Genomic DNA, 12,767 nt, shown 5'->3' on the forward strand with positions numbered 1-12,767 from the left:
CTGCGACGGCGTCGGTGACGAGAGCAGCAGCCGCTGCAGCGCGACCGCGATCTCGCGCTGACGCCCGAACAGCCGCGCGTTGTCCAGGGCCATGCCCGCCCGGTCCGCCAGCTGCACCAGGAGTGCGACGTCCTGCGGCGCCAGCCCCGGCTGCCCCTCGTCAAGGAACACCGTGATGGCACCGACCGTGCGTTCGCGCGCGCGCATCGGGATGGCGTAGGCGGTGCTCGGCGCGAGCTCGCGAAGCACGTCGCGGGCGCGGCCCGACAGCACGCCGCTGATCGACTCGGTCGCATTGTGGATGACGATCGGTTCGCCCGTGCGCATCGTGCGGAACAGGTACGCGTCCGGCAAGAGCGCGTCGATGCGCAGAGCCGCGTACGTGTTCACCGTGTCTCGCATCGCGGGGTCGGTGTGCCAGGCGGCGATGTCGCGCAGCTGGCGGTGGTCCTCGGACATCGTCACCAGGCACCACGTGCCGAACGTCGGGACGAGGTGGGCCGCCAGCCGGCGGACCGCCTCCTCCGTCTCGAGCGTCGAGCTCAGGTCGTCACTGACCTGGGCGAGCAGGCCCAGCCGCCGCGAGGAGTCCTCCGCCGCGGAGCGTGCCGTGCGCACCTCGTCCTGCGCGCGACGACGCTCCGAGATGTCGTCGAAGTAGACCGACAGRCCGTCGGGGCCYGGCCAGGCCCGCACCTCGCACCAGCGRYCGACCGGTTCCGCGACGAATGCCTCGTAGAKGCGCGGCGCCGCGGCCGCGACCGCCTCGCGGCACTCGCGTTCGACGTCRGTGCCGAGCCACTGCGGGCACGCGTCCCAGACGACGACGGACAGCAGCACGTCCCGCGTGYTGCCGAGCAGGTGCTCGGCGGCGGCGTTGACGTAGGTGAACCGCCAYTCGTCGTCGAGCAGGAAGAAGGSGTCYGGCATSGTCTCGAGGATGCGGTCGAMYCKCGCCTCGGCATCCCGCTCGGCCGTGGTGTCATACGCGGCCCCCAKGASYCGRRCGGCCGTCCCGTCCGGACCGGCCAGCGCCATGCCCCGCGCCTTGACCCACCGCACAGTGCCGTCGCCCCGGATCACGCGGTACTCGGCGACGTACTGCGTGCACGTGGCGATCGCGGCCTGGAGCGCGTCGCTCACCCGCGGCAGGTCGTCGGGGTCGAGCGCGGCGTTGAACGCGTCGATCGTGGACCCGAAGTCCTCCCGGGCGATGCCGAAGATCTCGAGCAGCTGGTCGTCCCAGTCGAGCCGGCCGGAGGCGAGGTCCCAGTCGAAGCTCCCGACCCCTCCGGCGCTGACGGCGAGCTGCCAGCGCATACGGTCCGCCTCGTACCGCGCCGCGAGCTCAGCCAGTGCCGCCTCGGGATCCGAACTTGCGGAGGAAGGCAGGTCTCCGGCGTCGACGTCCGTCATCGGCCTGCCTCTCAGAGTGCTGTAAGTCCGCACGATACGGGCTCGGCCCGTTCACAGCGGGCAAACGACCCCCGCAGCGCCGTCGGGCGTGACGGCCGGGTTCGTTCAGTCGGTCGGCTCGACTGCCAGCGGCGGGTTGTTGCCGCCACGGCTGTCACAACCCGGCCACCGACGAGCACGTAGGAAGGAGACATCGCAACCCGCATGTGCTTCGCGCGGACCACGTCGAGCGTGAGCGGGTCGTCAGCGCGTCCTTGACTCGCCGTGACCAACACACGTTGCGACCTGCGCMCCGCTAAGGACGCCCCCAGCGCCCCCCGGCGTGGCCGGGAGGTCGTGCCTGGGTCGGTGCAGTCCTCGCCTGCGCGACGATCAGGATCCGAGTCACCGCACGTTCCTCTCCCAGTGGGATCAACCGGACGGGCCCGACGAGGAAGTGGCGAGCCGGCGCAGTCTTCGGGCATCCCCGCGGGCGAAGGTGCCTCTCGTCACCGGAAGCGCCTGACGCTTCCCCGCCGAGTCGGCCGGTGCATTTGGCGCCCTCGGCTCGTTGCCGGCGATCAGCGGAGACGGAACACCGCCGAGAGGCTTCCTCCATCACGCGTCGTGATCCGTACCTGGACGGTGCCCTTGGTTGAGGGGCTCTTCCAGTTGTACGCGTACGACCCAGTCGTGGTGTCGTACCGCAGGACGGTGCCACCGGCGGCGAGGGTCTCGATCTCGTCTGTCGGGGCCGTGGGGTCGCCTGGGACGGTGGTGACCGCGATCGAGGTGATCTCCGCGGTGTCGGTCAGCTCAGTGGCGCCGCGCAGCACCTCGAACCGCAGCGGGATGGTGCTCCCCGCCTTCGCCGTGTTCACCACGTCCATGTCGACCGGCTGGTAGAAGCCGAGGAGCGTGTACGGCGCCACGATGTAGCTGCGGGTCGCGCGGGCCACATTCCCGGCCTGGTCGGTGGCCGTCGCGACGAGCTCGTGAGTGCCGACCGCCGTGCTGTAGCCGCTGACCACGCAGCTGAGCAGGCCGCTGGTCGCGTCGGACGCGTCGCACGTCGGGGCCGCCGGGACGGTCCCGAACAGCACCGTGCCTCTGGGCCCGCCGACGAGCTCGACCGTCGGAACGGTCCGGTCCAGCCGGACGTCGACCGATGCTTCCGCCTCGACGTTGCCTGCCTCGTCGGTGGAGGCGTAGCGGACGGTGGTGCTGCCGTCGTCGGACACCTGGAAGGGCTGGGTGTAGTCCTGCCAGGGACCGGTGCCGATCGCGTAGCGGGTCGTCGCCACCCCGGTGCCGCCGTCGGTCGCCTCCAGGGTCACGGTGACGGGTGATGTCCACCAACCCTGGGTGCCGGACGGGGTGCCCGGCTCGAGGGTGACCTTGGTGACGGGGGCGACGACATCCCCGACCTCGTACGCGATCGTGGCCGTCTTGGGCTCCCCGGCGTAGAGCGTGACGGTCAGTGTGATCGTCGCCCGGCCGTCGTCGACGGCGGTGAGGCGCCCGGTAGCGGGGTCGACCGTGAGCACGCTGGGGTCGGATGAGCTCCACCGGATCCCGGCGACGTCGGTGCTGCCGTCGCCGCCGGTCAGGCGGGGAACGAGCTGCCCCTGCGCCCCGACCGCCACCGCGACCGGGTCGGACGGCTGGCCCTCCTCGAAGACCCGCGTTCCGGCCTGATCCTCTACCCAGAAGAACTCGGAGGCGTTGATCTCGGACGTGACGCGCACCGGGACGTCGACGAACACCGACGGGGTCGCCTTGGACGCCACCCGGATGGTGGTCGTGCCGCTCACCACGTCGGCAAGGTCGTCGTAGAGATGGGCGGGAGTCACCACGCCGGCCGGGCTGACGACGGCCACCCCGGTGTCGGCCGAGCTGAAGACGAGGTCCGGGGAGACGGAGGCTGGAGCGACCGTCCCTGTCAGCGAGTACTGCGCCCCGAGCGTCCCCGCGATCGGGATCAGCTTGATCGACGAGGCGGAGGCGGTGACCCGCTTCGCCACGGGCGCGGCCTGGTAGGCGCGGACGTCGTCGAGACGGGTGGTCCACGCCATGGTGCCGGATCCGCGCGTCGACCACAGCTGGAGCGAGGCGACGTCGCCGGTGAACGTCTACCCGGCGGCGAACGGCACCGTCCGGGTGGCCGTGATCGCCGGGGCATCCTTGCGGGTCAGGGAGAACGTGACCTGCCGTGCAGCCATGTCGATCTCGACATGAACCGCGTACCAGACGTTCCCGATGTTGAACCCTGTGCCGACGGGCACGGCGTTGGCCAAGGGGTCGTTCGTCGTCGTCGACGACGACTTCCCCCCGGTGCTGTAGACGAGCTCGGCACCCGCGTTCGTCTGGATGCTCAGGTAGCGGTTCTCGCTGCTGTCGTTGAGGGTGAAGAAGGCACCCTTCGACGCCGTGGGCTGCCCGACGTTCCAGTCGAAGTCCAGCACGACGAGGTCGTTGCGCAGCACGGGCGTGAACGTCTTCTGCACCGCGCGGCCGCCGGTGCCGCTCCCGATGACGGTCAGAACGTGGTCACCCGGGTCCGCGGCGACCGCGGCGGACATGGTGCCGACGTAGTTGACGGCCCTGCCCGTGCCCCAGGTGTCCCCGACGTCCCTGTTCTCGAAGTCGTCGCTCAGAGTCGGCACGAGAACCGTAGCCGTGTCGAGAGCTCGACCGTCCTGGCTCGTTGCCGTGATCACCGCGACGCCGGGTGAGACCGCCGTGACGATGCCGAACGCGTTGACGGTCGCGACCTCCGGGGTGTCCGAGGTCCACGTCACCGAGTCGTTCGTGGCGTCCGCGGGTGCGACGGCGGCGTGCAGCGTCACCGTCGGCGGGTCCTGCGGCGGGTTGACGCTCGAGAACCAGTTCGAGACGAACGCGTAGCGCTCGTGGTCGATCGTGATCGCGGTGACCTCGACGGCGTCCTTTTGTACGGTGATCGTCGCCTGGGCAGTGAACCCGCCCTGTGCCGTGGTGGCGATGACCGTGGCGGTGCCGAGCGCCACCCCCGTCACCGCGCCGTCGGCGTCGACGCGCGCGACGCCGGTGTCCGAAGAGCTCCAGGTCACTCGCGGGTCGTTGGCGTCCTGCGGCAGCACCAGTGCGCCGAGGGTCTTGGTCGTCCCGACCTGGACAGTCATCGCCGACCGGTCCAGGACGATGCCCTCCACCTGAACGGGCAGGACGTGCACGAGCGTGACGCCGACCTTGGTCGGGTCGTCGTCCGAGACCGCGCGGATCGTCACATCCCCGACGCCCACCGCGGTGACGAGGCCCTTCGCGTCGACCGTGGCGATCGCCGGGTCGGACGACTGCCAGGCCACCTTGTAGAACGTCGCGTTGGCCGGGGCGACCGTCGCGGTGAGCTGCAGGGTGCGGCCGCTGCTGAGCGTGCTCTCGGCCTTGCTCGACGTGACGGACAGCACCGCGACCTTCGTGGCGACGAGGGTGAACTGCACACTGGTCCCGCCGTCCAGGGTCGCCACGGTGACCGTGGTCGTGCCGGCTCGGTGGACGTCCAGCTGCGCCTTGGTCGTCGCATCGGCCCGCAGGACGAGCCGACCGGGAGGCGTCTGCCAAGTCTCGCCGAGGAACGACGCGACCGCCGGGTCAGAAGACGTGGCCACCACGGCCTTGCCCGTCGCGCGGGCCACGGTCGCCACGAGGTCCAGCCGGGTGAGGGCCGCGGCCGAGAGGGTCGCCCCGTTCGCGACGGCGTTGCCGTTGGCGGTGACGGCGAGGTCCCCGGGAGCTGCTGTCGTCGGGGCGTTCACGCTGACCGCAACGGTCGCGCTGTGGCCTGCCGCGTCGGTCGCGGTGACGGTGGTCGAACCGGCGCCCTGCGCGCGGACGAAGCCGTCCTCGGTCACTGTCGCGACGCCGTCGTCGGCGCTGGCGTACGCGATGTGGCTGTCGGTGAGGACCTGGTCGGTGGGCTGCAGCACCGGCTGCAGCCGGCGGCTCTGCCCGGTGGACAACGTCAGGGACGCCTGCGTCAGCGCGATGCCGGTAGGGGCCGTGGGAACGACGGAGTAGGTGCCGTCGGCGAAACCGTTGTCCGTCCCCAGCGGCGTCCGGGCCGTGACGGCCTTGGCCTTCGGGACGCCGCGCATCAGGTACGCGTACATCGAGTCCATCATGTCGCCCGACCGGCCCGGCTGAACGCTGCCCATCTCGTGGATGTTGACGTCGCCGTTGTTGAACATGATCCGGTTGTTGACGTCGGCCGTGCCCCCGTCACTGCTGCCCGCACCCGGCGTGGGCGTCCAGTCCGTCTCCCAGTAGTAGACGCCGCGCGTCTGGCCGTAAGGGTTGGGGACGTCGAGCGGGGCCTGAAGGTAGTCGAGCAGCCAGTTGTACTGGCCGTTTGCGGTGTTCTGGTAGAACGCTGACTGACCCATCTGGGCGGTCTGCTGGTCGAAGGTTGGCGCGTACCGGGTGAAGCTGAAACCGGTCTCCACGTTGACGTAGTCCCGGTAGCGGCGCGCCGGGTCCTTCATGATGGACGTCGCCATCTTCAGGATGTTGCCGCTGGAACGTCCGCCGTACAGCGAGTACGCCTCGCCGTCGAACGTTGCGCCGCTGGTCGTGAGGCCGCCGAAGAAGCTGGTCGCCGCTGCCGGGTCGTAGCCGTTGTTGGTGTGCACGAAACGCGCGACACCGGGGGCGGCGGCCTCGACGGCGTCGTAGGTCGCGGTGACGAGGGCGGCGTGGCCGGCCGACGTCGCGCCCTGGCCGACGGGCCAGACGATGCCGCCGTTCTGCTCGTTGCCCATCTTCACGCCCGCCAGGTGCACGTGCCGCGACGCGAGGTCGGACATGAAGTCGTACACGTAGTCGTAGACGATGCCCTTCATGTGGGCGAGGTCGGTGTTGGTGCGGGTGCCGGCGTAGTCGACGTTCATCCACGCGGCCGGTGTGTAGGCCTTGGCGGCGCTGATCCAGGAGTCGGAGTAGTGAAAGCTCGGCAGGTAGCTCATACCCAGGGCTGTGGCCCGGACGCCGATGTCGGCCGAGTGGACCTTGTCGAAGTAGCCTCCCGGGATCATGCGGGACGGCATCGGCTGGCCGTCCGGTCCGTTCCACCCCTGGAACACCTGCTTGAGGGTGTCCCAGGCATAGATGCCGTTGCCGGCCTGGACGAAGATCATGCTGGTCACGGAGCTGACTCCGTGGTTCGACAGGACCGTCAAGGCGTCCTGCTGCACGCCGTTGGCGAAGTACTTCCCGCCGTTGTCCTCGACGGCCGGGAGGAAGGACACGTCGGCGCCGCGCACCTGATCGTCGGGGAGCTCGAAGAGGTCGGCGTTGTCCACGTACGCGCTGTCGGCCCCGTTGCCGGTCCACGGGTCCTCGACGTACGTGCCTGACGAGTGGTGCAGCGTCACCGAGGCCGTGTAGGCCGCGTCCTTGATCGTGTTCGCGTAGAGCACGACCTCGTGGTCCGTCGGGCGGGTCGTGAAGGTCACGGAGGTGAGCGACCAGCCGCTGGTGCCCGACGGCGCCTGGCGCAGGACGGTGCCATCCAGCCCTCGAACCCCGAGGTTCACCCGGTCACCGGTGCTCGCCCGGGACACCAGCTCCCCATCCCGTCCCCGCCAGTTCGAGTGCCCGGTCGTCGTGAAGGTGTCCTGCCGGTCGACCCGGGCCCGCACGGTGACGGTGTACCGGGTGCCCGGCCGGACCGCTACCGTCTGCGCGACCTGCGCACCGGCAGCGAGGCGAACGGCGCCGCCGCCGGCATCCGTACCCGTGGTGACGAGCGACGCGGCGCCGCTCGTGGTCCAGCCGTTCAGGCCGTCCTCGAAGCCCCAGTTGGCCACGGACTGATCCGCGGAATCGAGCGCGAGCTCCAGGTGGTCAACGGCCAGGGCGGCGCTGCCCGCCGTCACCGTCAGGGTCAGGGCTCCGTTGTAGACCAGCACGTTGCGGTGCGCCGTCTGCTGCCACGTGCTGCCGCCCGCCAGGTTGGTGTCGAGCAGGGCGACGGCGTCGGGCCCCCCGGTCCCGGTCACCCGCACGGCGGCCGCGTTGTTGCTCGCAGCGCCGCGGAACCACCCCGTCAGGGAGTAGCTGCCCTGGGCGAGACCCGTGATCGTGACGGATGCCGACGCTCCAGCGCTCAGCGCCGCGAAGCCGTCCCCGTTCTGGGCTCCCCCCGTGCCGGAGGACACCGTTCCGGTGGTCGACCAGCCGGTCAGGCCGGACTCGAAGTCCAGGTTGGACGCAGGGAGTGGCACGGCCGCGCTGACTACGGCGGCCGTCGCCCCGACGGCGGCCGCGGGCGCGGCCAGCGCGCCGCTCAGCGCCGCGGCCGGCAGGACGGCGGCGACGACCGCTGCCATGAGCCTGTGCTGACCCGTGCGAACCATGTCCACTCCTTCGTGGCGGTACCAGCGCCGTCTTGAGCGACCGGAGGGGTCGGTTTGCGACGGTCGGCGTCTCCTAGCGAGTCGCGCGGTACACCGGTGTACCGGACGCCGAGCGAGCCCGTCAACCTGTGTCCCAGCTGATGACCACCTGGTCTAGGCTCGGCGCGTCCAGCAGCAGGTGGGAGGCGCGGGGGCTCATGACGGTCCATCCAGGGTCCGCGCCGCGCCGCGCCACCCTTCGGGACGTCGCGCGGACTGCGGGTGTCTCCCTGAAGACGGCTTCCAACGTCCTCAACGACAGCGGACGCATGACCCCGCAGACCCGGCGGCGCGTGCAAGACGCCATCGAGGTGCTCGGCTACACGGTGAACAGCTCGGCCCGCAGCCTGGCCTCCGGCACGACCCATGTTCTGTCCCTGGCGGTCCCGACGTTGCGCTCCCCCTACCTCTCGCAGCTCGCCGAGGCGCTGATCGAGGTCGCCCGTGGGCACGGCTACGCCTTGCAGGTCACCACCTACCCGGACGAGGAGGACGGCTCCCGCGCCCATCTCACCGCGGTGGACCCCCGCGTGTACGACGGGACACTGCTGTCGATGTCCGAGCACCACGACCTCGTCCCAGCGGACCTGGCCGTCTCGCACCCGCTGGTCTGCCTGGGTTCGCGAACCACGTGGGACCTCGTCGACCGCGTGACCACGGACGACGTCGCAAACGCCGTCGCCGCCACGGAGCTGCTGTTGGGGACCGGCGCGACCCGGCTCGCGGTGATCGGCGCCCACCGCCAGTTCCGACCGGCCGCGGCGGCCCTCGAGGGCAACGCGGAGCTTCGGCTCCACGGGATCGAGCAGGCGTGCGAGGCACGTGGCGTCGCCCTGGACCCGGCTCTGGTGGGCGTCACGGGTTTCGACTGGACGATCGGGACCGGGTTCAGGTCGATGGAGGCGCTCATCGCGAATGGACGCACGTTCGACGCCGTCGTGGGGCTCAACGACTCGCTGGCCATCGGGGCGATCTCGGCTCTGCGAGCGCACGGCCTGGACGTGCCCGGGGATGTCCAGGTCGTGGGCTTCGACAATATCGACGAGTCCGCCTACCTCTCGCCCCCCCTGACGTCCGTGGACTCGAACATCGGGTGGATCGCCGAGACGGCGGTCAGCCGGCTGATCGCCCGGATCAACGGCTCGACCGAGCATGCGCGGACGTTCCGCCGGACCTCCGCGCTCATCGAGCGCGGTACCACTCGGCCGCGACACTGACCGACCTCGCCTCGCGCGACCAGGGGTTGCACGACCGGGTCCCGAACTCCACGGAACCGTCGCGCCGCGCACGCCCGTTGCGGCAGGCCTGAGCGAAGGCGGTCCTCGGCGTGCGGCGGCTAGAACGGGTGCACCAGCCGGCGCAGGAACTGCTGGGTCCGCTCGTGCTGCGGGTCGCGCAGCAGCTGGCCTTGGACGGCGGGACACCGAGGTTCGCCGCGGTCGCCTCGACCAACCCGCGGTGGGCGTCGGAGGTGACCGGCCGGAACCCGGTCAGGCCGCGGGCGACCAGGTCGGCGAAGAACACGTTCCACGCCTCCTTGGTCTCGCTGGTGGTGACCGTCACGCCGAGGACCTTGCGGTGTCCATCACCGTTGTCGCCGGCGGCGACCAGGTCGACCGCGTTGATGCCGCGCCCGTCTTCGCGGATCTTCAACGTCAACGCGCCCCGCGGCCACGAACGTGAACGCTCCCGTTTCGGCCAACGACCGGGTGCGGAACGCATCGACCTGCCCGTCCGGGTGGTGCGGTCATCGTGATGCTCCATTCGAGAGTGCTGTGAGAGGTTCACTCGAAGGATCACGCGGTGACCGCCTCGTCGTCTACGACGACGAGCGTGCCACCAGCGCTACACCACTACCAGGGACGCCACTTGCGACCAGGCATCGCCCATGGGGAGATCTGACCCGGGTGGCTTAGGAGGCGCGCGCACTCCGCGCCGATCTCGTCTGTGCGGACCCGAACCGGCCCATCTGGCGCAACGCGCAGCCGGTCCGGCTCGGTGGTGGTGACTCGTAGCGTCGTTCGCTCCGGTTTATCGACGACGGCATGCGTCGCTGACCTCAGGCCTTCCCTGCGTCGGTACATCCAGAGCAGCAGCCGTTCAGTGGTGCAGCCGCCAGGACCGCCGAGTTTCGGCGCGGCCCGGGTCTGGCGCCGCGGCGTGTCGCAGGCCGTAGTAGCTGCCCGCGTAGCCGCGCAGGCCGAGGCGTCCGTGACGTGCGCCGCTTCGACCTCAGGAGCCTCGCCGGCCCATGCGCAGACGGCGTCGCACACGCGAAAGCCGAGCACGCTGTCAAGTTCACCCGCGCGCGTGCCGATACCTCATCCGTGTCGTCGAGGCGTAGGGCATGACCGCAATTGTGTCCACCGCGATCTACTGATCGCGTCGGCGGCTACCGCGCTATGCACATCGCCGACAAATCGGGCGGCACTCCGTTTCGCAAAGCGCGGCATGGACCCGATCCGGTGCATCGACATTCAGAGATGCATTAACGCAAATGCCTCGCGGCAGCCCGTCGTCCCAAGGGTGTGTACTCCATTTTGGACGAAGTTCTCGAATCGCGACGCGACGCCACAAACCGGACGGCCCGTCGTATTTTGCCTGATCAGGCACGTGCGGCGCGCCACCGCTCACCCGTTGCGCTCTCCGAGATGAGTGCCGAAAACGGTTAGGGCCGGCCGCGGAACTGCAAGCGCGGGATCGCGTCTGGGACGAAAGTCCCGAGGGCCCGCTAGATTGCGTGTAGCATTCGAGGGTGCGTCGCCTCGGGCCCGCTCGAGGACGAGCGTTGGCTTTAGGAATTCGCTGGTGCGAAGGCTCCAACCAACTAGGAGAAGAAGTGAAGTACAACAAGAAGATCACGCCGGTCGTCGTTGCGAGCACCGTGCTCGGGGGGCTGATCGCCGTAGCGACCGTCTCGTCGGCGAACGCTGCCGGGACCGCCACCGTCGGCGCCAACTCGGTGGACAGCTCGTCGGTCGTCGACCACAGCCTCACGTGGCAGGACATCGCTCCGAACTCGATCGGCCCGGGCGAGGTCGCGAACCTCTCCGGCGCCGACATCGTGGACCGCAGCCTGACGTGGCAGGACATCGCTCCCAACTCGATCGGCCCCGGCGAGGTCACCAACCTCGGTGCCGACGACCTGACCCCCGAAGCACAGAAGAGCCTCAGCGGCTTCTCGGGCGCGGTCTACCGTTCGCTGACCTACTTGAACGGCGGAGGTGGCAGCGCCACGGTCGCGTGCGCGGACGACAACACCGTCTCGCAGAAGTACGTCGCCATCGCGGGCGGTGTCCAGGGCAGCACGGTCGACACCCAGTCGACCGACGGCTTCGCCGTCACGTCCTCGTTCCCCGGTCGGATGGACTGGGACACGAACGCCCCGAAGCCGAACCGTCTCGACGGATGGATCATCCTGGGCAACAACGTCCACACGACTGACCTGACGGTGTGGGCGCTCTGCGTCCCGACGACGTCCATCGAGGTCCAGCACAGCACGATCGAGAACTGACCTAGTCAGTCCGACGCCCTGGCCCCGAGAGCGCACAGCTCCCGGGGCCGGGGCGTCGACCGTTCTCACCGACACAGCGATGGTGTTCTGACCACGCGACACCCCACAGACCGTCCGGGTTGCACGGGCCGCCCCGCGCTCGTCGCTCCGATGGACGGGCCGGCGACCTGTTTGCGGTGCAGGCGACCGGGGCGTACGGACGCTCGATGGCGCCGAACATAAGGCCCTGACGCCGCCGTCCGCGGTCGCGGTCCGGTCCAGTCTCGCGCGCGTGCTGCTGCGAGTGGCGTCCCGCAGTGTGACGTGCGAGACCGGCCTTGATCGGGGCGTCGTCGCAGACGTGTAACGGGTCACCGCGTGATTCTTCGAGAGACCTACCAAGTCGACTCGAGAGAAGAGCAAGCGATTGCCGCTGGACCCTGCACGTTCGTGGCCGCTGACGCGCTGAGCATGAAGGTCCGTGAGGTGGGCGGGGAGTCAAGACCGCGGTCATGGTCGCCACCAGCGTCAACGCTGACGGGTACCCCGAGATCCTCGGCATCGATGTCTCGACCGCCGAGGACGGCGCCGGCTGGTTGACGTTCTTGCGGGACCTGACCGCCCGCGGCCTGACGGGGGTCAAGCTGGTGACCTTCGTTGCGCACTCCGGCTGGTCGCCGCGGTCGGGGCGACCTTGCCCGGTGCGTGCTGGGTGCGGAGTTGACGAGTAGTCACAACACCGCCGAGACGCACCTTCACCCAGCACTTCACCCGATCGTGGACATGTGATGGTGACGACGCACGGCTCGCCGTCCCGTACGAATCCTCAGAACGTCGCGATAGGACAGCAATCTTGCGGTCCGCCTCGACAACGACGCCCTCGGGGATCCTGACACCGCGGCGCCCTCATGCGAGCGCGGTTCGCTACCGCCAGCGGACGCCGACGATCCTGACCAGGTCGGTGGCGAGGCGGATCTCGGTCGAGCGCAGGGCAGGAGGCTCGAGCCAGCGCCGCCGGGCGTCGTCGTGATCCTCGGCGCTGGCCTCGCCCTGGCGAGGGGCGGCTGATCCGGCAAAGAGTCCACGCCTGGCGGGCGGCCTCAGTGTCGAGCATGAGACGACGAACTACCGGCCGACCGGCGCCCTGCCGCTGACCCGGGCTGCACACGACGCGGCCGGCGCAGGGTTAGCTCGGCGGCTCGAGGTGGACGGCGAGGACCGCGACGTCGTCGTCCGCCTCACCCTCGGGGACCAGCCGCCGCAGCAGCTCGTCGACGAGGCCGTCCAGGTCGCGGCCGGCGTGGCCGGCCCCGTCGTCACGCGTGAGGTCCRCGACCTGGGCGACGAGGCGGTCCAGCCCGACGCGCAGGTGCTCGCCACGGCGCTCGACGAGTCCGTCGGTGTAGAGCAGCAGCGTCGAGCCGCGGAGCACTCGCACGACGTGG

At 70.1% G+C, this 12,767-nt stretch carries 6 protein-coding genes and 2 pseudogenes; 3 read left to right on the forward strand and 5 right to left on the reverse strand.

What is annotated here, in order from left to right:
• From ACXJKA_RS19570 to ACXJKA_RS19580, 3 genes are all read right to left on the reverse strand, one after another.
• Positions 1 to 1,320, reverse strand: a 1,320-nt coding sequence (locus tag ACXJKA_RS19570) for a PAS domain-containing protein (protein WP_456826866.1), incomplete at its 3' end; no start/stop codon positions are given.
• 656 nt (positions 1,321 to 1,976) lie between these two features.
• Positions 1,977 to 3,470 carry a PxKF domain-containing protein gene (locus ACXJKA_RS19575; protein ID WP_456826867.1) on the reverse strand — a complete coding sequence of 498 codons (1,494 nt, stop codon included), beginning with the start codon at positions 3,468 to 3,470 and terminating at the stop codon, positions 1,977 to 1,979.
• 57 nt (positions 3,471 to 3,527) lie between these two features.
• Positions 3,528 to 7,790 carry a glycosyl hydrolase 53 family protein gene (locus tag ACXJKA_RS19580; RefSeq protein WP_456826868.1) on the reverse strand — a complete coding sequence of 1,421 codons (4,263 nt, stop codon included), beginning with the start codon at positions 7,788 to 7,790 and terminating at the stop codon, positions 3,528 to 3,530.
• A 197-nt stretch (positions 7,791 to 7,987) separates the two neighbouring features.
• Here ACXJKA_RS19580 and ACXJKA_RS19585 point away from each other — a divergent pair, with 197 nt between their 5' ends.
• The gene (locus ACXJKA_RS19585; RefSeq protein WP_456826869.1) at positions 7,988 to 9,046 is read left to right on the forward strand and encodes a LacI family DNA-binding transcriptional regulator; all 1,059 of its coding nucleotides are present in this window, start codon (positions 7,988 to 7,990) and stop codon (positions 9,044 to 9,046) included.
• A 208-nt stretch (positions 9,047 to 9,254) separates the two neighbouring features.
• On the opposite strand, the pseudogene ACXJKA_RS19590 reads toward ACXJKA_RS19585, so the two are convergent.
• Positions 9,255 to 9,564 (reverse strand): annotated as a pseudogene (locus tag ACXJKA_RS19590) (transposase); the annotation flags it as partial.
• Between the two features lie 1,104 nt (positions 9,565 to 10,668).
• On the opposite strand from ACXJKA_RS19590, the gene ACXJKA_RS19595 reads away from it, so the two are divergent.
• Both ACXJKA_RS19595 and ACXJKA_RS19600 read left to right on the forward strand, forming a co-directional pair.
• A complete protein-coding gene (locus ACXJKA_RS19595) occupies positions 10,669 to 11,343 on the forward strand; it encodes a hypothetical protein (RefSeq protein ID WP_456826870.1) in 675 nt (224 codons plus the stop codon).
• 408 nt (positions 11,344 to 11,751) lie between these two features.
• A pseudogene (locus ACXJKA_RS19600) lies at positions 11,752 to 12,040 on the forward strand (transposase); the annotation flags it as partial.
• A 468-nt stretch (positions 12,041 to 12,508) separates the two neighbouring features.
• On the opposite strand, the gene ACXJKA_RS19605 reads toward ACXJKA_RS19600, so the two are convergent.
• A partial coding sequence (locus ACXJKA_RS19605; RefSeq protein ID WP_456826871.1) for a SpoIIE family protein phosphatase occupies positions 12,509 to 12,767 on the reverse strand: 259 nt, incomplete at its 5' end.

The organism is Cellulomonas sp. P5_E12, assembly GCF_054049315.1.

Coding starts and splice junctions, on each gene's coding strand:
- ACXJKA_RS19575 (WP_456826867.1), bottom strand. CDS start 3,470: ATGGCGTGGACCACCCGTCTCGACGACGTCCGCGCCTACCAGGCCGCG.
- ACXJKA_RS19585 (WP_456826869.1), top strand. CDS start 7,988: ATGACGGTCCATCCAGGGTCCGCGCCGCGCCGCGCCACCCTTCGGGAC.
- ACXJKA_RS19580 (WP_456826868.1), bottom strand. CDS start 7,790: ATGGTTCGCACGGGTCAGCACAGGCTCATGGCAGCGGTCGTCGCCGCC.